Raw genomic sequence first — 18,954 nt, 5'->3', positions numbered from 1 at the left:
CCCCGAGAGTATTTCTGGCGAAATGAAGGGGGAGGGGCGTCATGCCTGTGTATCGAGCCCGGTCAAGGCGGCGGCGAAGTCCTGAGGGTCGAAGGGGGCCAGATCGTCGATCTGTTCGCCCACTCCGATGGCATGGATCGGCAGGCCAAAGCGGTCGGCCAGCGAAACAAGAATGCCGCCCTTGGCGGTGCCGTCGAGCTTGGTCATCACCAGGCCCGAGACATCGGCCAGTTTCTGGAAGGTTTCGACTTGGCTGATCGCGTTCTGGCCGGTGGTGGCGTCGAGCACCAGGAGCGTATTGTGGGGGGCGGTGTCGTCCTTCTTGCGGATGACGCGGACGATCTTGGCCAGTTCCTCCATCAGGTCGGCGCGGTTCTGCAACCGGCCCGCCGTGTCGATCAGCAACAGGTCGGCGCCGTCCGCCTGCGCCCGGGTCATGGCGTCGAAGGCGAGGGAGGCGGGGTCCGAGCCTTCGGGCGCGGTCAGCACCGGCACGCCGGCGCGGTCGCCCCAGACCTGGAGCTGTTCGACAGCGGCGGCGCGAAAGGTATCGCCCGCGGCGATCACCACCTTCTTGCCGGCCGCCTTGAACTGGCTGGCGAGCTTGCCGATGGTGGTGGTCTTGCCCGAACCGTTGACGCCCACCACCAGCACCACCTGCGGGCGTTTGGGGTAGAGCGGCATCGGGCGGGCGACCGGCTCCATGATGCGGGTGATTTCCTGCGCCAGCAATTCCTTGATCTCTTGCGTCGAGAGTTTGCGCCCCATCCGCCCCTCGGCCATGTTGGCGGTGACGCGCAGGGCGGTGTCGACGCCCATGTCGGCGGCGATCAGCAGCTCTTCGAGCTGTTCCAGCATGTCGTCGTCCAGCGTGCGGCGGACCACGGTCGCGCCGCCGGGGCGGGCGAAAAGGCGGCCGAGCAGGCCACGGCCTGGGGTGCTTTCCGCGGGCGGGGCCGGGTCGATTGGTTGTGGCGCCTCGGGCGGCATCGGCGCCGGGGCGGGGTCAACCGGTTGCGGCTCCGGCATCTCGGGCGTGTCGGGCAGTTCCGGCACCGGTTGCGGTTCCGGGTCGGGCTGGGGGATCACCGGGTCGGGTTGAGCGGCGGTAACCGTCTCCTCGACCCCGCCATCCTCGACAATCGCATCGAGCCCCTGTTCGATTTTCGAGGACGATTTGAACAGACGGTCCTTGAGTTTCGAGAAAAACGCCATGTCCGGCCCTCCGCTTGCGATCCTGTCTCACCTAATGCGGATTGGCGCCGGTTGCAAAGGGTCAGGTGAGCGCAAGGGCAAAGCCCATCTGCGCGCCCCAGTAGAGCGGCCAGACCAGATAGGGGGTGAGGCGCAGGGCGGGGTGGTCGGGCGGCAGCAGGAATTTCTCGGTCGCGAGGATCATGTCGGAGGCAATGAACGCCGCTGCCGCAGGCAGCACCCAGGCCAGCATGCCCGACTGTGGAAGGGTCAGCGCGGCCAGACCCATACCGAGGATGATGGGGATATAGGCCAGCACCGGCGCCCGCAGGGCGCCCGCACGGGGGCCGAGCAGGCTGGCCATCACCAGCCCCAGCACCGCGAGGCCCGCCACCAGTGGCCACACTGAGGCGAGCCGCGCGGTCTCGCTGGCGGGATGGGTCAGGAACAGGGCGGCATAGGCCAGGTGACCGGCGGCGAAAGCGCCGACACCGGCCATGAAGGTGGCCTCGGTCTCCCGCGAGAGCAGCCAGTCGCCCAGCGCGCAAAGGGCCAGCGCCAGCACCAGCAGCATGGGGCCGCCCGCGACCAGCGCCATCAGCGCCAGCAGCGCCACCGAGGCGGTCTTGATCGCGCTGCGCATCAGGCTGGCGGGGCGGGCGGTCAGCGCCAGATAGGCCAGCGCGCAGGCGGCGGCGATCCAGAACAGGGTGTGGCTCATGGGGTCCTCCGGTCTTTGGGTCCAGTTGACGTGGGCTGCAGCGGACGAGCAAGGGGATTTTCGCGCGGCTGACGCGATGTTAAGCAGAAGCACCGGTACCGAGGGAGCCCGCATGTATCGCTATATCCTTGCCAGCCTGTCGCCCTATGCGGTGCTGGGTGCCGCCTGTCTGCTCGGAGGCGGCTGGGCTTGGGGCGCGCTGATCTGGATGACCGTCTATGTGGCGGTGATGGACAAGCTGCCGGTGCGGCCGCTGGCGGCGGCCGACTGGGCGGCCGCCCGGGACTTGCCGATGGTGCTGGCGGGGGCGCATTTCGCGCTGCTGGTGCTGGCGATCCCGGCGCTGGCGCAGGGGCCGCTGAGCGGCGTGCAGGCTGTGGCGCTGGGTGTGGCGGTGGCGCTGTGTTTCGGGCAGGTGTCGAATTCGAACGCGCATGAACTGATCCATCGGGGCGAGCGATGGCAGCACTGGCTGGGGGCGGCGATCTATGTCAGCCTGCTGTTCGGTCACCACAGCTCGGCCCATATGCGGGTGCATCACCTCTGGGTGGCCACCCCGCGCGATCCGAATTCGGCCCGTCTGGGTCAGGGGTTCTGGGCCTTTCTGCCGCGCGCCTGGGTCGGGTCGTTCCGGGCCGGACTGGCGGCCGAACGCGCATTGCGGCAGGGCCGGGGCGCGACCCCCTATCGGGCCTATCTGGCAGGGGCGGCGACGATGCTTGCGGTGGCCTGGTTGCTGGCGGGCGGGCGCGGGGTGCTGGTGCTGCTGCTGTTGGCGGGTTACGCGCAGATACAGTTGCTGCTGGCCGATTACATCCAGCATTACGGGCTTCGGCGCGAAACGCTGGCCAATGGCAAATACGAACCGGCCCGCGCGCAGCATTCCTGGAATGCGCCGCATTGGTACAGTTCGGCGATGATGCTGAACGCGCCCCGCCATTCCGATCACCACCAGAACCCGGCCCGCGATTTCGCGGCGCTGCGGCTGGATCCCGAGATGCCGCAATGGCCCTATGCGATGCCGATCATGGCGGTTCTGGCCACCGTGCCGCCGCTCTGGCGGCGGGTGATGGACCCCCGGGTTCACGCGGTCACAGGGAAGTGTGAGTAGCCCCCGGCGGCGGCTTCTGCCAAACTTGAACGCATGATGCGATTGGCCCTGATTCTTGCGATGCTGGCGCCGCCGGTGCTGGCGCAGCCTGTCATGTCGGCGGATGAGTTCGACCGCTATACACAGGGCAAGACGCTGTTCTATGGTTTTGACGGCACCGCCTATGGGGTCGAGCGGTACATGTCCGGGCGGCGGGTGATCTGGTCGTTCCTGGATGGCGAGTGCAAGGAAGGCGTCTGGTACGAACAGGCGGGGCAGATCTGTTTCGTCTACGAGGACCGGTTCGACCCGCAATGCTGGGTGTTTCGCGATACCGGCCGTGGGCTGGTGGCGCAGTTCGAGGGCGATCCGACCCAGACCGAACTCTACGAGGCCGAGGAGATCGGCGAAGAGATGCTCTGTTACGGGCCGGATGTCGGGGTCTGAGGCCGGGCAGGGGGGGCGCTGCCCCCATCGCCTGTGGCGATTCCCCCGGAGTATTTTCAGCGAAATGAAGGGGCTCAGGTGACCCGAAGCTCTTCGTAGGAGATCATCACGTGTTGGCGGAAAGCCGGGCGCGCGCAGAGGCGTTGATAGTAGAGTTGCAGATGCGGCAGCGGTGCGCGGGTGATGTCGATGTCGTAGTAGCGATAGAGGATATGGCCGAGCTGGATATCGGCCAGGGTAAAGGCGTCTCCGGCAAGATGTGCGTGGCGCGACAGCTGGGTGTCGGCGAGGGCAAGTTTCGCCTCCAGCTCTTGCAGGGCCTGGGCGATGGCAACGGGGTCACGCTGCTGTGGGGCGGTGCGGACCACGCGCCAGAAGACAGGGGTGGTGAAGGCCTGGGCCACGTTCAGCTTGGCCCATTCAGCCCATTGATCGACCCGCGCGCGGCGGATGGGATCGGCGGGCCAGAAGCTGTCCTTGCCATAGCGGGCGGCGAGATAGCGCAGGATGGCGCCGGTTTCCCAGATCGGCGGGTTGGTCCCGTCCTGAAGCACCGGGATGGTGCGGTTGGGATTGAGGCGGCCGAACTCGGGCGTGTCGAGCCCGCCATAGCGGTGGCCTGCGTCATGGCGGATATGGGGCAGGTCGAGTTCACCGACGCACCACATCAGCGCCTGCACGTTCGAGGATGTCTTGCGGCCCCAGATCGTCAGCATCAGAAAAGCGAGCCCTGTTCGGGCGGTTTCTGTCTTGATCTGGGGGCTTTTGCCGGGGCGGCGCCGGTGTCGAGCGTGCCATCGGCGAATTCGATCTGGAGGGCGGCGGCCTTGGCCGCCTCTGCTCGGGTGGTGAGAAGCGTGCCCTGATCGTCGCGCACGACGGCGTAGCCGCGCGCGAGCGTGGCCTTGTAGCTGAGCTGGATGCGCAGACGGTCGGTGGCGTCGAGCCGCTGGCGCAGGCGGTCGACGCGGGTGGTTTGGGCGGCCTGCAAGCGATCGGACAGACGGGTCAGCCGGTCGCCCTGCGCCACGATCTCGCGGTCCAGCGCGCGCGGCGACAGGCGGGAACCGAGATGGGCGAGGTGGTCGCGGCGGGCGGTCACCAAGGCGCGCAGGCTGGTAGGGCGCAGCGGAGCGGAGAGCTCGGCCAGGCGCAGGCGGCGGCGCTGAACCCCGGTCACCAGGGCGCCGTCGAGCTTGTCGGCGATCCGGTCAAACCGTTGTCTTGGAACGGAAAAAAGGCTTTCTCCGGTGGGCAGGGCGCGCGACAGGTCACGCAGGCGCTGGGCGCGGCGCTGCACCGCATCCGAGGCCGCGCGCGACAGGCGGGCGCCCTGTTCGCCGGTCCAGGCCAAGAGTTCGAGGCGGACGGGGACGGCCATCTCGGCGGCGGCGGTGGGGGTGGGGGCGCGGCGGTCGGAGACATAGTCGATCAGCGTGGTGTCGGTCTCGTGCCCCACGGCCGAAATCAGCGGGATCTGGCTAGCGGCTGCCGCGCGGGCGACGATTTCCTCGTTGAAGCCCCAGAGATCCTCGATCGAGCCGCCACCGCGCGCCACGATCAAGAGGTCGGGCCGGGGCAGCGCGCCACCGGGGGTGAGCCGGTTGAACCCGTCGATGGCGCGGGCCACCTCGGGGGCGCAATTGGCGCCCTGCACGGCCACGGGCCAGATCAGCACCTTGCGTGGAAAGCGGTCGCGCAGCCGGTGCAGGATATCGCGGATCACCGCCCCCTGCGGCGAGGTGATCACGCCGATGATCTGTGGCAGATAGGGCAGGGGCCGCTTGCGCTCGGGCGCAAAAAGTCCTTCGGATTCAAGGGCTTTCTTGCGTTTTTCCAGAAGCGCCATCAGCGCGCCCTGACCGGCGACGGCGACCTCGTCGACGTTGAGATTGTATTTCGACTGGGCGCCAAAAGCGGTCAGGCGGCCGGTCACGACGACCTCCAACCCCTCTTCTGGCACCACCGAAAGGCTGGCGACCTGGCCTTTCCAGGTGGTGCAGGCCAGCACGTTACGGTCGTCCTTGATGTCGTAATAGAGATGGCCGGAGCGGGCCTGGAACACGCGCCCGACCTCGCCGCGCACCCGGATGCGGCCAAAGCTGCTTTCCAGCGCGCGTTTCACCTCGCCCGAGATCTCGGATACGGTGAATTCGGGCATGTTCTGTCCCGGTTGGGGGTCGTCGAGAAGGTCCATGTCCGTGTCCTGATTTGCCTGCCCGGACAGATTAGACCGGTCGGGGGAGAAGGCCAAGCGGATCGCGCGAAGGCTGTGTTTTGACCGTTTTGTACAGGGTTCCAGAGGGCGATTGACCGTTTTGTACACCGGTTGTTGGCGGTGGTGGAGGTGATATCGGACGGTCGGAGGTGGGCAGACTGCCCACCCTACGGGGCCTGTCCTCTGGGGTTATTGGGTGTAGCGGATCAGATCGCGGGCGCGGTCGCGGCCCAGTTCGATCCGGCAGGAATTGATCCCGATGCCGGTGCCCGACCCGCCGCCGAAGGTTGCGCCGACATATTCGCAATGGGCATCGCGATAGGCAGCCCAGGCGTCTTGCGCGGCGGTCAGCGCCGGTGCGGCGACCTTGCGGCCGGTCACCTCGTCCAGCTCTTGCGCGGCGGTCATGGCAAAGCCGAGATAGAGCTCGACCGTCGCATCGACGCGGGTCAGCGTGTCGGCCACGCAGGCGCCGGTCTCGACCTGGCTGCCGCCGCCACATTCAGAGGCGGGGTCGGCGAATGCAGGGAGGGGTGTACAGAAGAAGAACGTAAAGATCGCGACCGTCTTATTCATTGGGGAACCTCTTTTGAGCCTATGGGGAGCAGAGTATCGAAAACCTTCGCCTGTGTCTTGGAGGGCATGCAGTATCCCGGTCGCGGTTGTGGTGAGTGGCGGGCGTCTTGCCATGCGAGAATAGGGCTTTGAATGCCAAGCCGGTCAAATGTACCATTCGACGTGGATTTCACGCTTGATGGGAAATAAAGGTTTTCAGGTGTCACGCCGGCTTGCAGCAATCTTCGCCGCCGATATGGTCGGGTATTCGCGGTTGATGGCGACAGACGAGGCCGGGACGATTGCCCGGTTGAAAGATATGCGCCGGGATGTTTTTGACCCCGCGATCCTGCGGGGGGGTGGCAAGATCGTAAAGCTGACCGGGGACGGGTTGCTGGTCCTTTTCGCGAGTGTCGTGGAGGCTGTCGAGACCGCAGCCCTGATTCAAGACGCCGTGGGCAGGATAGAAACCGGCACCGTGGAGGAGCGCATTCGCTACCGCATCGGTATTCATGTCGGGGATGTCGTCGTCGATGATGGAGAGATCTACGGTGACGGGGTGAACATTGCGGCGCGCCTCGAGGCACAGGCCGAGCCCGGCGGTATCGTTGTTTCGGCGGATGTTCAAAGCCAGGTCCGGGGCAAGGTCGGGCTTTCGTTTGTCGATCTGGGCAAGCTGAGTCTGAAGAACATACCGTCGCCGGTACATGCCTATGCCATCGACCTGGAAGGCACTGCGCCGTTCGTTCAGGCGCAAGCGCCCGGTCCGGTCCAGAGGAAACCCTCGATCGCGGTTCTCGCATTCCAGAACATGTCCGCCGACCCGGAGCAGGAATACTTTTGCGACGGGGTCTGCGAGGATATCATCACCGAGCTGTCGCGGTTCCCCGACTTGTTCGTGATAGCCCGCAATTCATCATTTTCCTACAAGGGTCGGCCCGTCACGCATAGCGAAGTGGCCCGGGGTCTCGGTGTACGGTACATGCTGGAGGGCAGCTTGCGCCGCGCGGCTAGTCGTGTGCGCATCACGGCCCAGCTGATTGATTGCGAAACCGGCGCTCATGTCTGGGCGGAGCGCTATGACCGCGATATCGAGGACGTATTCGAACTCCAGGACGAGATCACCAGCAGCGTCGTCGGCGCGATCGCACCGCAGATCAACAAGGCCGAACTGGAGCGCGCGGGGCGCGCGCGGGGTATCGACATCAGTTCCTACGATCTGGCGCTAAAGGCGCAGGCAACGTTCCAGGAAGGTGCATTTTCCGACAGCGAGGGCCATGATAAGGTTCTGGAGCTTACCCGGCGGGCGCTGGAACTTGATCCGCGCAACACGCAAGCGCTTTGGATCCAGGCCTATGTCTATACAATCCGGTACCTTTACCAGTTTGGTGAAGCGCCCGAGGAATCGTTGCGACATGCGGAAGCCGCAGCGGATCGGCTGTTCCAGAACAACAGGTCCGATCCGAGAGCGCTGGCGGCGCGGGGTATGATCCGCCATTTTCGACATGACTATGATGCGGCCACCGCCGATTTCAGACGTGCCTTTGAGCTCAACCCGAACTTTGCGCTGAACCTCTTCTTCATGGCCTGGCATGAGTCGCTGGTAGGGCGCACCGAAGACGCGAGGGAACACGCGTTGCTGGCGCTGCGGCTCTCGCCGAGGGATGCCGATATCTGGGTTGGAGACGCATACCTGGCGCTGGCCCAGGCCAGTTTTGCCGAGGGTGATTTTATCGAGGCCCGCCGGTGGGGCGAACGGGCGATCGAGATGACGCCACGTGCCCCGATCAGGCGGGCCCTGATGATTGCGGCGGCGGCCCATCTGGGCCGGCCCGAGGAGGCGCGGCCCCATGCCGAGGCGCTTGCCGGTTTCGCGCCCGCCTTTCTTGACAGTATCGTTGCCGGGCGCCTGACGCTTTACCGGTTTCCCGAGCATAATGCGCTGCTGGTGGCGGGGCTGAGGAAATCGGGGCTGTTCTGAAGCGGTTCCGCGGGAGTGGGCCAAAAACGGAGCTTTCAGGTGCCGGGTGCTGCGAGAAAATGCGGTTTCGTGATAGTGTGGCCCGGAACGTATTCCTGCCGGAGGTCATGATATGGATGACGAAGCCGAAATCTGCGCGCTCGTCGGGTCGCATTTCGAGGCAATGAAATGGGGTAACGAATCGGCGCCCGATTGGGACCGTTTCCGGGCGGATTTCCTGGAAGGCGCCATCCTGGTGGGGGCCGCGCGCCCAGCTGTGGCGCGGTCGCTTGACGCCTTCATTGATCGTATGGAGACCGTAGCGCGCAAGAACCTTCATGCCTTCGAAGAGCATACGCGCGGTATGCAGATCCTTCGTTTCGGCAATGTTGCCGTGGTGCTTGCGATGTCGGAACTGCTCGAGAACGGCGAGGACGTGAACCACGACATAAGTGGTTACCTGTTGGTGAAATCGGACGGGAACTGGTCGATCGCGGCGCATGCATGGGATCAGGCCGGGGCGGACAAGCCTGTTCCGGAGGAGTTGCGTTGAATGCTGCCGACGTTCCGGTTAACGCCGTCGTAGCGGATTTCGTGCGGAACGGATCGCCAAGTACCTTGGTTCTGGCGGGGTGGCGCGGGGTGTGACGGTGTCGCCCTTGCAGGGGGCGGTTCCGGGGGGTAGACCGCGCGCGACGGCAATGCGTGGAGATCCCGATGAACATCCTCATTCTCGGCAGCGGCGGGCGCGAACATGCGCTGGCCTGGGCGGTGATGCAGAACCCCAAATGCGACAAGCTGATCGTGGCGCCGGGCAATGCGGGGATCGCGCAGATCGCGGAATGCGCCGATCTCGACATCATGAATGGCGGGCTGGTGGCGACATTCGCCGAGGAGAACGCCATCGACTTTGTCATCGTCGGCCCCGAGGCGCCCTTGGCCGTGGGCGTGGCCGACCGGCTGCGCGAGGCGGGTTTCCTGGTCTTTGGCCCGTCCGAGGCGGCGGCGCGGCTGGAGGCCTCGAAAAGTTTCACCAAGGAGATCTGCGATGCCGCCGGGGCACCGACGGCGGGTTATGCGCGGTTCACCGAGGCGGGGCCTGCCAAGGATTACATCCGGGCGCAGGGCGCGCCCATCGTGATCAAGGCCGATGGGCTGGCCGCCGGCAAGGGCGTGATCGTGGCAATGGACGAGGCGACCGCGCTGGCGGCGATCGACGACATGCTGGGCGGCGCCTTTGGCGGCGCCGGGGCCGAGGTGGTGATCGAGGAGTTCATGGAAGGCGAGGAAGCCTCGCTTTTCGTGCTGGTGGATGGCGAGACGGTGCTGTCCATCGGCACCGCGCAGGACCACAAGCGGGTGGGCGAGGGCGATACCGGCCCCAATACCGGCGGCATGGGCGCCTATTCCCCGGCACCGGTGCTGAGCGCCGAGGTCGAGGCGCGCGCGATGGACGAGATCGTGCGCCCCACCATGGCCGAGATGGCACGGCGCGGCATGCCGTTCCAGGGTGTGCTCTATGCCGGGCTGATGATCAAGGACGGGGCGCCGCGCCTGGTGGAATACAATGTGCGCTTTGGCGACCCGGAATGCCAGGTGCTGATGCTGCGATTGGGCGCGCAGGCGATGGATCTGATGCATGCCGCCGCCGAGGGGCGGCTGGGCGAGGCGCAGGTGAACTGGTCCGACGATCATGCGATCACCGTGGTGATGGCCGCAAACGGCTATCCCGGATCTTATGAGAAGGGCAGCGAGATCAAGGGGTTGGATGCGCTTCCCGAGGATAGTCGCAACATGGTGTTCCATGCGGGTACCGCTGCGCGGGAGGGCGCGATTGTGGCCACCGGCGGCCGGGTGCTGAATGTGACCGCGCGCGGCGATAGCCTGGGTGAGGCGCGCGACCGGGCCTATGCCATGGTCGCGGCGATCGACTGGCCGGGCGGGTTCTATCGCCGCGACATCGGCTGGCGCGCGCTCTGAGGTAAGTTGGGGGCTCTGCCCCCGCCGCCCGTTCCGGGCGCCTCCCCCGGGATATTTTCGGCAAGAGGATGGGGCTGGTTGTGCTTTTGGCCCCGTGTGTTTCGTGTGCCTTTCGCGTGCGTCTCGGCTGCGGTGAGAGGTTTTCATTTGCCGCGGTTGCGACGTATGGTTCCGGGCGAGGAGAGCGAAGATGCCGGGACCGATCGACAAGCAGGTGTTGGACGAGGCCTATGCCACGCGCGATCTGCGCGGGCTGGCCTTTGACTGGGTGCCGGTGGGCATCGTGGTGACCGAGGCGCGGGTGATCCGCGAGGTCAATCACCGGTTCTGTTCGATGTTCGGCTATGGGCGGTCCGAATTGCTGGACCGGCTTTTCGTGTTTCTCTACCCCTCGGACGAGGAGTTCCAGAATGTCCTGCACCGGGGCGACAAGGAGCTGGGCGAGGGCAACCTGTATTGGGACGAGCGGGTGATGCGGCGGCGCGATGGCGAGCTGTTCTGGTGCCGGGTGCGAGGCCAGACCTTTACCCCCGAGGATCCACTTGGCCGCGCGGTCTGGACCTTTGCCGACCTGTCGGAGATCCGCCGGTACCAGCCGCTGACCCGGCGCGAGCGCGAGGTCTATTCTCTGCTCGGCGAGGGCAAGACCAGCAAGGAGATCGCGCGCGAGCTGGAGCTGAGCTATCGCACGGTCGAGGTGCATCGGGCGCGGCTGCTGAAGAAATTCGGGGTCAGCAATACCGCGGCGCTGTTCCAGTCGCTGGGCGATATCGAGGGGCAGCATATCGTTCAGTCGGGGCCGTAGGGCGATCAGGACCCCTTGCAGGCGAGCGCGGCGGCCATGGCATCGGCGCTGAAGCTGGCCAGCGGCTGGACCTGCCAGCCAACCGCGTGGCGCACGCGCATGACCTGGCGCCAGTCGCCGCTGGCCAGCACCAACTCGGGGCCGGTGCCGCAATTTCGGAGGCCGCCGGTGATGAATTCCTCGCCGATACGGTGGTTGCTGAGACCGGGCAGGGCAGCGAGTTCGGTCAGCGCCCCGTCGCGGTAGCGCCAGATCCGCAGGGTCTTGGACAGGTGCGGGCGGTCGACATAGGCGATTTCCATGTATCCGTCGCCGTCAAGGTCGCCGATGCCAGCGGGGGCCAGCCAGCGGAACCGGGTGCCGATATGGGGGGTGGCTGCCACGAGCCGGGCGCGCCGGTCGTAGATTTCGAGTCGGGCGCCTTCGCTGGCGCTGCTGCGGACAACGATCACCTCGGGCATCCCGTCGCCGTCGAGATCGGCCAGACGCGGCGCGATGTCCTCGAAGACATGGCCGGGAGGCAGGGTGACCTCGGCCGGACAGGTGATGCGGGGGTCGCCGGGGCGGGAGACATGGATGGTCAGCGCCTTGGCGTCGCGCAGCCCGCCCAGCACACCGTGGCCGTATTCGTCGGTCTTCACCGCATAGGCGGCAAAGAGGCGCAGGTCTGCGTCGCGGGGCGCCCAGGCCTCGTGCCGACCGGTGGCGCTGCGGTTGGAGAAGGCGGCCTCGACCGCGCGGCCTGGCAGGCTGCGCTCGGGATAGCGGGCTTCGCAGGCGGTGGCCGCCTGCCCGGCCAGCCACAGGCAAAACGCCAGCCCCGCGCCGCGGGCCCGCGCGGGCCACGGGCGCGACGGTGGGCGCGGCGCCTTGCCAAACAGGCGTGCGATGCCGGAGGGGACGCGCGCGAGCGCCGGGCCGGGCATCGCGCCGCGCATCAGATCTGCTTTTCGGGCATCTGCACCACAAGGCCATCGAGCGCATCGGTGACCTTTACCTGACAGGTCAGACGCGAGCGGGCCGGGTCGGGCTCGTAGGCGAAATCAAGCATGTCCTCTTCCATGTCGTCCTTGGCGGGCAGCTTCTCGACCCAGTCGGGATGGACATAGACATGGCAGGTCGAACAGGCGCAGGCGCCGCCGCAATCGGCCTCGATGCCAGGAATGTTGTTGTCGCGCGCGCCTTCCATCACGGTCAGGCCATTGGCCACCTCGACGGTGTGCTCGGTGCCGTTATGCTCGATATAGGTGATCTTTGCCATCGCTCGGGTGTTCCTCTGTGACGTTCCGCAAACTCCTTAGACAAGCCATTTAGGGCGCGCCAGCCTCATTTGCGACCTCTGGTGGCGTGTCTGGGTTTTCTGCCTGTTTGTTCGCCTTATGTTCCGATTGGTGGATGTGATGAGGCACAGAATGACGCCAATCCGCTCCCTGCCCGCGCGGCGGGCGGGCTTTGCGTGGCGGGTGGAAATGCGCTAGAGTGTCGGCAAAACGCCCCTCAGAGGCCCGAGCATGATCCGAGTGTTTCCCGTTCTCTGCGCGCTTGCGCTGGCCGGTTTGGCCGCCTGTTCCGGTGCCCTTCCCGATGTCGAGGCGCTGGCCGAGCCCGAGGTCAGCCGGTTTACCCAGGTGGCGCCGCCGGGCGCCGCGCCCGGCACTTGCTGGGGCAAGCAGGTGACACCCGCGATCATCGAGACGGTCACCCATCAGGTGCTGATGCAGCCGGCCGAAGTGCAGAGCGACGGTACCGTGCTGCGCCCGGCGATCTACAAGACCGAGACCCGGCAGGAGATCGTGCGCGAGCGCAAGGAGACCTGGTTCGAAACCCCCTGCCAACAGGACATGACGCCGGAATTCGTGGCCTCGGTGCAGCGGGCGCTGTCCGCGCGTGGGATGTACCGGGGGCCGGTGAGCGGCGAGATGGACAGCCGCACCCGCGCCGCCATCCGCCGCTATCAGAAGCCGCAGGGGCTCGATAGCGGTATCCTGTCGCTGGCCGCCGCGCGCAAGCTGGGGCTGGTGGCGGTGCAGGTCGAGGGTTAGCCGGGATGTGCTGAGGGGGCAGGGGGCGCTGCTCCCTCTTGGCCTGCGGCCAATTCACCCCCGGAGTATTTTCAGCAAAGTGAAGGATGCGGGGCGGGTTTGCGGGCCGGTCAGCGCCGGAACAGCAGATCCTGGGCCTGTTTGTCGCGGTGGTCGGCGCGCAGCTCGATCATCAGGCCGCGGCCCTCTTGTACCGCGGGGCGGGCGCCGACCGCGTCGAGCCAGCGGGCGAAATGCGGCTTGTCGTCGAGCCTCTGCTGCTGGCCTTTCCACAGCGAGGCCCAGGGCCAGATCGCCATGTCGGCGATGGAGTAGAAATCGCCCGCCACGTATTCGTTTGCGGCCAGCCTGCGGTCGAGCACGCCGTAGAGGCGGGCCACCTCGGCGCGGTAGCGGTCCTTGGCATAGGGCAGGTCCTGCGGCGGGTCGAGCTGGGGGGCGTATTTAAGGAAGTGATGTGCCTGGCCCGCCATCGGGCCGACGCCGCCCATCTGCCACATCAGCCATTCCTCGACCGCGATCCGGTCGCGTTCGGTCTGGCCATAGAAGCGCCCGGTCTTGCGGGCGAGATACATCAGGATGGCACCGCTTTCGAACACCGGGATGGGCGCGCCGTCCGGTCCACCGGGGTCGATGATGGCGGGCATGCGGTTGTTGGGGGCGATCTTCAGGAATTCGGGGTCGAACTGGTCGCCCTTGCCGATATTCACCAGGTGCAGGTTGTAGGGCAGGCCCATTTCGGCCAGCGCAATGGCGATCTTCCAGCCGTTCGGTGTGGGCCAGTAGTAGAGTTCGATGGGCTGGGTCATGGATCCTCCGTGCGCTCTGCACAGGGGATCATGAGGCATTTGGCGCAAAGGGCAAGGCCGGGCGGGCCGGGACGGGCGCAAGGATGCGTGACCAGCGCGGCGCGGGCTGCGCGGGCAGGCCATGGCGCAGCCGGTCGAGGGTAAGCCAGTGCGGCTGGCGCAGCAGGTGGCGATAGAGGCTCAGGGCGCCGGGCCGCAGATAGCCCGACCAGTGGCAGACCCGGCTCTGGGGGGCGGCGACCGCGAGGCCCAGCCGCGCCAGGTGGGTGAGCGTATCGGCGCAGTCGAGTTGCAGGGTCACCGCGTTGGGCAGGTCGAGCCCGGCGCCGATGGCGCGGTCGCGGCGATGGGGCGGTGCGACCGCGCGCTCGAAAAGCCAGTCGAAGAGGTCGTTCTCGCGGCTGGTCACGTTGATGAACTCCGCCGCCTGTCCGGCGGGGCTCTGCAGAGCCTGTTGCGCCTGTCCCGCATAGACCGCGCCGGAAATCGAGATGATCCGGGTCATGGCGCCGGGGGGCAGCAGGGGCAGGGCGGCGAGCGCCAGCTCGACTCCCATGGAGTGACCGATGAAATGGATCGGTCGGTCGGGCCGTTCCCGATGGATCTGGATCAACAGTCCAGCCAGCGCCTGACCGGCAAGAAGCGCGCGGCGGCGCGCCTGCCAGAGCGTGCCGGACCCGTCCCAGCCCAGCGCGATGGCGAGGCCGGGGGTGTCCTCGGCCGGGCCGAAGCCCAGACCGCCGGGCCAGCTGGGCGCCGGATGCGGCTGCGGTTCCGGGTCGAGCGACAGGATATGGCGGTGGGGGCAGATCCTGGGGTTGCCGGGTTGGTACCGGTACCCGTGCGTCATCACGATCACCGGCCCGTCGACCCGGCTTGCAGACCGGAGCACCGGGGCCAGGGGCCGGGGGCTGTCGTGCAGATGCGCACCGCTCTGCGTCAGATTGATCCTGATCATCGGCATCGGCCTGCCTCGCACCCAAGATATTGTGGATATGCCTTGGCAAAAGCCTATGAAGCGCGGATGAAGCAGCGATTACATCTGTGTGACGGTGCCGTTGCGGGGCTTGACGGAACCGGGCGGCGGGCGTAAACGCCTTGCCCAGGAACCACGTGGCGATTTGTTACCGGATTGCGGGCCACGCTAAACATCACCGCTAAAAGGTCAGGATGAAAGACCCCCTTTCGCTTGACCCGCGATTGGGGTTTTTCTTTGCCCTTCTGGTTCCGGGGCCGAAAGGAACGGATATGAGCACGGATTGGAGCAAGCGCACACAGGCGGTCCATGGCGGCACCCGCCGCAGCCAGTGGGGCGAGGTGAGCGAGGCGATCTTTCTGACGCAGGGCTTTGTCTACGAGACCGCGGAACAGGCCGAGGCGCGGTTCATCGAATGCGGGCCGGACGAGTTCATCTATGCCCGCTATGGCAACCCGACGGTGGCGATGTTTGAGGAGCGCATCGCCGCGCTCGAGGGGGGCGAGGATGCCTTTGCCACTGCCTCGGGCATGGCGGCGGTCAATGGCGCGCTGGTGTCGATGCTGAAGGCGGGCGACCATGTGGTGTCGGCCAAGGCGCTGTTTGGCTCGTGCCTCTATATCCTGGAAAATATCCTGACCCGCTACGGGGTGGAGGTGACATTCGTCGATGGCACCGATCTGGAGCAATGGCGGGCGGCGGTGCGGCCCGGCACCAAGGCGGTGTTCTTCGAGAGCATGTCGAACCCGACGCTGGAGGTGATCGACATTACCGCCGTGGCCGAGATCGCGCATGCGGTGGGCGCCAAGGTGGTGGTGGACAACGTGTTCTCGACCCCGGTCTTCTCGCGCGCCATCGAGCAGGGCGCCGATGTGGTGGTCTATTCCGCGACCAAGCATATCGACGGGCAGGGTCGCGCGCTGGGCGGGGTGATCATCGGCAGCCGCGAGTTCATCCGGGGCACAGTGGAGCCCTATCTGAAACATACCGGCGGCGCGCTGAGCCCGTTCAATGCCTGGATCATGCTGAAGGGGATCGAGACCATGGCCTTGCGCGTCAATGCGCAGGCCGAGACGGCGCAGAAGCTGGCCGAGGCGCTGGAGGGGCATCCGGCGCTGGCGCGCACGCTCTATCCGGGGCTGAAGAGCCATGCGCAGAACGCGCTGGTGCAGACGCAACTGGGCGGCAAGGGGGGCACGGTTCTGTCGTTTGACCTCAAGGGCGGCAAACCGGCGGCGTTCCGCTTTCTGAACGCGCTGACGATCCCGGTGATCTCGAACAACCTGGGCGATGCCAAGTCCATCGCCACCCATCCGGCGACCACGACGCATCAGCGGTTGAGCGAGGAGCAGCGCGCGGCGCTGGGGATCACGCCGGGGCTGATCCGGTTTTCGGTCGGGCTGGAGGATGTGGGCGATCTGCTGGCGGATCTGCGGCAGGCGCTGGAGCAGGCCTGAAGTGCCTAAGCCCGAGGCAAACCCATCTCGACCAGGGTTTCCTGATGGGAAGCCCATCGAGATGCGGAATTGGCGAAGAACTGTCCCTTCAACCCTGACAGCCAGCCCTCCAGCGTGAGTTCCGGGTATCTGGTCAAGGCGGCACTCAGGTATTCCCGGGCCCGATCTGGTCTTTCGTTCGCGATGTTGGCAATGGCGGCTTCGACAAAGGGGAACACTTCGGCGTTTTCAAATCCCGCGGCGGTTTCAAACGCCTCGCGAACGCCCGGCGCCGTTAGGTCGGCCTCGGGCCCGGCCAGCGCGTACCCGCGCATCAGCCAAAAGGACCAAAGATTCGGATCGCGCGGGCTGAATTTTATCGCATTTTCCGCGGCTTCCAGTAGCTTATCATATTGCGGATTCCTGGAGCACAGGTGCAGGATCATGCGCGCAAGCAAGACCACAGGACTGTTGCGGTTCAGCGCTTCGGCCCGTTGAAACGCGACATTGGCCTCCGCTTCGCGCCCGGCGACACTCAGGACCACTGAAAGGCCGGCGAATCCGGCCTCTTCGCGATTGTCGAGGTTGATCGCCCTTTGCGCAAAAGCCAGGCCGGCTTCGACCTCTGCTTCGTCGTTTTCGGCAACCCGTGTCAGCACACGATAAAAGTGCCAACGGGCCAGAACCGCATAGGGGAGCGGAAATTGCGGATCGGCCTCGATCGCCTGTGCGAACAGGGCGTATGAGCGGGCATATCCACTGGGGGTCGCGGTAAAATATTCGGCGTTCCCGCGCTGGTACAACTCCCACGCGGTCAGGCTGTCCGTTGGTTTCGCACGCGCCATGGCGCGTTCGTGCGCGCCCAGTTCCGGCTCGACGCAGGACACGATGGCGCGGGTCAACTCGTCCTGCAGGTCGAAAAGGTCTTCCATCGTGCGGTCCCAGCGGTCGGCCCAGATATGCCGTCCGCTCTCGGCCTCGATCAGCTGGGCGGTGACCCGCAGCCGGTTGCCGGCACGGCGGACCGAACCTTCGACCACGTAACGCACGTCCAGTTCGCGGGCGATCTGGCGGATATCCTTGTGGGTGCCCTTGTAGGCGAAGGTCGAGTTGCGGGCGATCACGAAAAGCGAGCGGAAGCGGCTGAGTTCGGTGATCACATCCTCGACGATGCCATCGGCCAGGAACTCCTGGTCGGGGTCCGAGGACATGTTGTCGAAGGGCAGGATGGCGATGGTGGGGCGCAGGGTTTCCGTTTTCGGGACCGGCGCGGTGGTTTCGAGTTCGGCGCGCCATACCTCGACCGGGTCGGGGATGTTCTTGACCATCTGCGGACCGAGCGAGGTGAACTCGGCCTCGACCTTGCCGCGCACCTGGTCATGGACGCTGCGCGAGATGCAGAGGCCGCCGGGCGGGGCGAGGCTTTCGAGCCGCGCGGCGATGTTGACGCCGTCGCCCAGCACATCGTCGCCGTCGATGATCACGTCGCCGAGGTTGACCCCGACCCGGAACCGCATCCTGCGGTCCTCGGGCTGGTCCGCCTCATGGGCGGCAAGCTCGGCCAGCAGGCCGGTCACCGTCCGCACCGCCGCGACCGGCGAGGGGAACTCGGCCAGGAGTCCATCGCCCATGGTCTTGATAAGGCGCCCTTCGCCCGCCGCCAGACCGGGCAGGATCACGCTGTCGCGCAGGTGGCGCAGGCGGTTTGCCGTGCCTTCCTCGTCCGCGGCCATCAGGCGCGAGTATCCGACCAGATCGGCGGCGACGAGGGTGGTCAGGCGGCGTTGCATGGATAACCCGTTGGACGCTGAGGTATCGCAAGTTTGCAAACAACCTGCCCTGCGGCAAGGAAATCTTTGTTCTGGCTTGGTGCTAGCCCGCGCGCCCGTAAAAGCCCGTCCGCTCGGCCTCGGTAAAACTCACGCCGGGCTGTTCGAAATAGGAAAACACCGCGATGACGCGGGCGCGGGCACCTCTTACGGGCGTGACGCGGTGGGCGGTGTTCTTGCCCTTGAACACGTTCAGCGTGCCGGGGCTGAGGGTGATGGTGCGGGCGTCGGGGTCGTCCCCGGCCAGCAGGCGGGCGACGCCGTCGTAATTGGGATCGGCATCGCTGCGCAGGTCGGTGCGGTATTCGAAGCCGCCCCCGGCCTCGGGCGCCTGCAACAGGAGCGTCGTGGTGAACTCGGACCGGTCGAAATGCCAGTTCAGCGCCTGGCCCTGCTGATAGGACATCACGTTCACCCGCGCGAGCGGGTCGTCCATCGGGTAGAGCGCGGGCTTGTCCATGGTTGCGGCCAGGAACCGGGCGAATTCGGGCCATTCATAGAGCCGCAACAAGGCCGATCCGGCGATCTGGTCGGCGCAGAGGGTGCGGTTCGAGGTCTGGAACCGGCGCAGCGCCGGGTGGTCGGAGGGCAGGTCCGCCACCGCACGGAAATAGATGTTGTGGTCGCGCTCGTGCAGGAAGGCCTCGGTCGCGAAGCGCGGCAGCAGGGTGGCGGTTTCGGCCGCGGCCGCCTCGGGCCGCATCAGGCGTTCGAGGTTGAACATGCCGCTGCGCGCCAGGTCGTCGCGGCAGCGGGCAACCAGCACCCTCCATTCAGGGCTGTGCGGGCGATCCAGCGGATAGCGGTCGAGATCGAGGATATCATGCATCTTGGCTGTCCTGTGGTCTTTGCCCAAGCTTGCCGGTCGTTTCCCGTCTGGCCAAGCGGATTT

General features: G+C 66.2%; 19 protein-coding genes and 1 riboswitch. Of the genes, 8 read left to right on the top strand and 11 right to left on the bottom strand.

The genetic code is table 11. The features are described from left to right. Window positions 1–39: 39 nt before the first annotated feature. Together ftsY and OE747_RS02130 are read right to left on the bottom strand one after the other, a co-directional pair. Window positions 40–1,215 carry a signal recognition particle-docking protein FtsY gene (ftsY, locus tag OE747_RS02135; RefSeq protein ID WP_263826957.1) on the bottom strand — a complete coding sequence of 392 codons (1,176 nt, stop codon included), beginning with the start codon at window positions 1,213–1,215 and terminating at the stop codon, window positions 40–42. A gap of 61 nt (window positions 1,216–1,276) precedes the next feature. Further along, entirely contained in the window at window positions 1,277–1,915 is a 639-nt protein-coding gene (locus OE747_RS02130; protein ID WP_263826956.1) for a lysoplasmalogenase, read from the bottom strand. Window positions 1,916–2,027: 112 nt separating this feature from the next. On the opposite strand from OE747_RS02130, the gene OE747_RS02125 reads away from it, so the two are divergent. Beyond that, the gene (locus OE747_RS02125) at window positions 2,028–3,026 is read left to right on the top strand and encodes an alkane 1-monooxygenase (protein WP_263826955.1); all 999 of its coding nucleotides are present in this window, start codon (window positions 2,028–2,030) and stop codon (window positions 3,024–3,026) included. 33 nt (window positions 3,027–3,059) lie between these two features. After that, window positions 3,060–3,452, top strand: a complete 393-nt coding sequence (locus OE747_RS02120) for a hypothetical protein (protein WP_263826954.1) — start codon at window positions 3,060–3,062, stop codon at window positions 3,450–3,452. A gap of 74 nt (window positions 3,453–3,526) precedes the next feature. On the opposite strand, the gene OE747_RS02115 is transcribed toward OE747_RS02120, so the two are convergent. The 3 genes from OE747_RS02115 to OE747_RS02105 form a co-directional block, all read right to left on the bottom strand. Next, on the bottom strand, window positions 3,527–4,168 hold the full coding sequence (locus OE747_RS02115; protein ID WP_263826953.1) for a glutathione S-transferase family protein: 642 nt from the start codon (window positions 4,166–4,168) through the stop codon (window positions 3,527–3,529). Continuing rightward, window positions 4,168–5,649 carry an exodeoxyribonuclease VII large subunit gene (xseA, locus tag OE747_RS02110; protein WP_263826952.1) on the bottom strand — a complete coding sequence of 494 codons (1,482 nt, stop codon included), beginning with the start codon at window positions 5,647–5,649 and terminating at the stop codon, window positions 4,168–4,170. Before xseA ends, OE747_RS02115 begins: the two co-directional genes overlap by 1 nt. A gap of 210 nt (window positions 5,650–5,859) precedes the next feature. Then, window positions 5,860–6,246, bottom strand: coding sequence for a lysozyme inhibitor LprI family protein (locus tag OE747_RS02105; RefSeq protein WP_263826951.1), 387 nt, complete (start codon window positions 6,244–6,246; stop codon window positions 5,860–5,862). Between the two features lie 199 nt (window positions 6,247–6,445). Between OE747_RS02105 and OE747_RS02100 the strand changes: the two genes are divergently transcribed. The 4 genes from OE747_RS02100 (at window position 6,446) to OE747_RS02085 (ending at window position 10,970) form a co-directional block, all read left to right on the top strand. Then, a complete protein-coding gene (locus OE747_RS02100; RefSeq protein WP_263826950.1) occupies window positions 6,446–8,206 on the top strand; it encodes an adenylate/guanylate cyclase domain-containing protein in 1,761 nt (586 codons plus the stop codon). Window positions 8,207–8,318: 112 nt separating this feature from the next. After that, window positions 8,319–8,738, top strand: a complete 420-nt coding sequence (locus OE747_RS02095) for a nuclear transport factor 2 family protein (protein ID WP_263826949.1) — start codon at window positions 8,319–8,321, stop codon at window positions 8,736–8,738. 164 nt (window positions 8,739–8,902) lie between these two features. Further along, window positions 8,903–10,165: a phosphoribosylamine--glycine ligase gene (gene purD / locus OE747_RS02090; protein WP_263826948.1), complete on the top strand. Its 1,263-nt coding sequence runs from the start codon at window positions 8,903–8,905 to the stop codon at window positions 10,163–10,165. Window positions 10,166–10,355: 190 nt separating this feature from the next. Continuing rightward, window positions 10,356–10,970, top strand: a complete 615-nt coding sequence (locus OE747_RS02085; RefSeq protein WP_263826947.1) for a LuxR C-terminal-related transcriptional regulator — start codon at window positions 10,356–10,358, stop codon at window positions 10,968–10,970. Between the two features lie 5 nt (window positions 10,971–10,975). On the opposite strand, the gene OE747_RS02080 is transcribed toward OE747_RS02085, so the two are convergent. Next, window positions 10,976–11,908, bottom strand: a complete 933-nt coding sequence (locus OE747_RS02080; protein WP_263826946.1) for an FG-GAP repeat domain-containing protein — start codon at window positions 11,906–11,908, stop codon at window positions 10,976–10,978. Further along, window positions 11,908–12,231 carry a 2Fe-2S iron-sulfur cluster-binding protein gene (locus OE747_RS02075; protein WP_263826945.1) on the bottom strand — a complete coding sequence of 108 codons (324 nt, stop codon included), beginning with the start codon at window positions 12,229–12,231 and terminating at the stop codon, window positions 11,908–11,910. Before OE747_RS02075 ends, OE747_RS02080 begins: the two co-directional genes overlap by 1 nt. A 250-nt stretch (window positions 12,232–12,481) precedes the next feature. Between OE747_RS02075 and OE747_RS02070 the strand changes: the two genes are divergently transcribed. Continuing rightward, window positions 12,482–13,012: a peptidoglycan-binding domain-containing protein gene (locus OE747_RS02070; protein WP_263826944.1), complete on the top strand. Its 531-nt coding sequence runs from the start codon at window positions 12,482–12,484 to the stop codon at window positions 13,010–13,012. Window positions 13,013–13,122: 110 nt separating this feature from the next. On the opposite strand, the gene OE747_RS02065 is transcribed toward OE747_RS02070, so the two are convergent. Next, window positions 13,123–13,821, bottom strand: a complete 699-nt coding sequence (locus OE747_RS02065; protein WP_263826943.1) for a glutathione S-transferase N-terminal domain-containing protein — start codon at window positions 13,819–13,821, stop codon at window positions 13,123–13,125. A gap of 28 nt (window positions 13,822–13,849) precedes the next feature. Further along, window positions 13,850–14,779 carry a hypothetical protein gene (locus OE747_RS02060; RefSeq protein ID WP_263826942.1) on the bottom strand — a complete coding sequence of 310 codons (930 nt, stop codon included), beginning with the start codon at window positions 14,777–14,779 and terminating at the stop codon, window positions 13,850–13,852. Window positions 14,780–14,924: 145 nt separating this feature from the next. Continuing rightward, window positions 14,925–15,002, top strand: a riboswitch (SAM riboswitch). A 67-nt stretch (window positions 15,003–15,069) separates the two neighbouring features. Between OE747_RS02060 and metZ the strand changes: the two genes are divergently transcribed. Then, complete coding sequence (gene metZ, locus OE747_RS02055) at window positions 15,070–16,254, top strand: O-succinylhomoserine sulfhydrylase (protein WP_263826941.1); 1,185 nt, start codon at window positions 15,070–15,072, stop codon at window positions 16,252–16,254. 5 nt (window positions 16,255–16,259) lie between these two features. Here metZ and OE747_RS02050 read toward each other — a convergent pair whose 3' ends face one another. Continuing rightward, window positions 16,260–18,023 carry an adenylate/guanylate cyclase domain-containing protein gene (locus OE747_RS02050; RefSeq protein WP_263826940.1) on the bottom strand — a complete coding sequence of 588 codons (1,764 nt, stop codon included), beginning with the start codon at window positions 18,021–18,023 and terminating at the stop codon, window positions 16,260–16,262. A gap of 82 nt (window positions 18,024–18,105) precedes the next feature. After that, window positions 18,106–18,891, bottom strand: a complete 786-nt coding sequence (locus OE747_RS02045) for a HalD/BesD family halogenase (protein ID WP_263826939.1) — start codon at window positions 18,889–18,891, stop codon at window positions 18,106–18,108. Between the last annotated feature and the right edge of the window lie 63 nt (window positions 18,892–18,954).

The sequence above is a fragment of the Ruegeria aquimaris genome, from assembly GCF_025751555.1.
Taxonomy (GTDB): Bacteria; Pseudomonadota; Alphaproteobacteria; order Rhodobacterales; family Rhodobacteraceae; genus Ruegeria_B; species Ruegeria_B aquimaris.
This window is presented reverse-complemented; position numbering and strand designations above follow the sequence as displayed.

Excerpts from the sequence above, each read along its gene's own strand:
- ftsY (WP_263826957.1), bottom strand. The coding sequence starts at position 1,215 with ATGGCGTTTTTCTCGAAACTCAAGGACCGTCTGTTCAAATCGTCCTCG.
- purD (WP_263826948.1), top strand. The coding sequence starts at position 8,903 with ATGAACATCCTCATTCTCGGCAGCGGCGGGCGCGAACATGCGCTGGCC.
- OE747_RS02115 (WP_263826953.1), bottom strand. The coding sequence starts at position 4,168 with ATGCTGACGATCTGGGGCCGCAAGACATCCTCGAACGTGCAGGCGCTG.
- OE747_RS02060 (WP_263826942.1), bottom strand. The coding sequence starts at position 14,779 with ATGATCAGGATCAATCTGACGCAGAGCGGTGCGCATCTGCACGACAGC.
- OE747_RS02105 (WP_263826951.1), bottom strand. The coding sequence starts at position 6,246 with ATGAATAAGACGGTCGCGATCTTTACGTTCTTCTTCTGTACACCCCTC.
- OE747_RS02120 (WP_263826954.1), top strand. The coding sequence starts at position 3,060 with ATGATGCGATTGGCCCTGATTCTTGCGATGCTGGCGCCGCCGGTGCTG.
- OE747_RS02050 (WP_263826940.1), bottom strand. The coding sequence starts at position 18,023 with ATGCAACGCCGCCTGACCACCCTCGTCGCCGCCGATCTGGTCGGATAC.
- OE747_RS02075 (WP_263826945.1), bottom strand. The coding sequence starts at position 12,231 with ATGGCAAAGATCACCTATATCGAGCATAACGGCACCGAGCACACCGTC.
- OE747_RS02095 (WP_263826949.1), top strand. The coding sequence starts at position 8,319 with ATGGATGACGAAGCCGAAATCTGCGCGCTCGTCGGGTCGCATTTCGAG.
- xseA (WP_263826952.1), bottom strand. The coding sequence starts at position 5,649 with ATGGACCTTCTCGACGACCCCCAACCGGGACAGAACATGCCCGAATTC.
- OE747_RS02045 (WP_263826939.1), bottom strand. The coding sequence starts at position 18,891 with ATGCATGATATCCTCGATCTCGACCGCTATCCGCTGGATCGCCCGCAC.
- OE747_RS02125 (WP_263826955.1), top strand. The coding sequence starts at position 2,028 with ATGTATCGCTATATCCTTGCCAGCCTGTCGCCCTATGCGGTGCTGGGT.
- OE747_RS02085 (WP_263826947.1), top strand. The coding sequence starts at position 10,356 with ATGCCGGGACCGATCGACAAGCAGGTGTTGGACGAGGCCTATGCCACG.
- OE747_RS02070 (WP_263826944.1), top strand. The coding sequence starts at position 12,482 with ATGATCCGAGTGTTTCCCGTTCTCTGCGCGCTTGCGCTGGCCGGTTTG.
- OE747_RS02065 (WP_263826943.1), bottom strand. The coding sequence starts at position 13,821 with ATGACCCAGCCCATCGAACTCTACTACTGGCCCACACCGAACGGCTGG.
- metZ (WP_263826941.1), top strand. The coding sequence starts at position 15,070 with ATGAGCACGGATTGGAGCAAGCGCACACAGGCGGTCCATGGCGGCACC.
- OE747_RS02080 (WP_263826946.1), bottom strand. The coding sequence starts at position 11,908 with ATGCGCGGCGCGATGCCCGGCCCGGCGCTCGCGCGCGTCCCCTCCGGC.
- OE747_RS02130 (WP_263826956.1), bottom strand. The coding sequence starts at position 1,915 with ATGAGCCACACCCTGTTCTGGATCGCCGCCGCCTGCGCGCTGGCCTAT.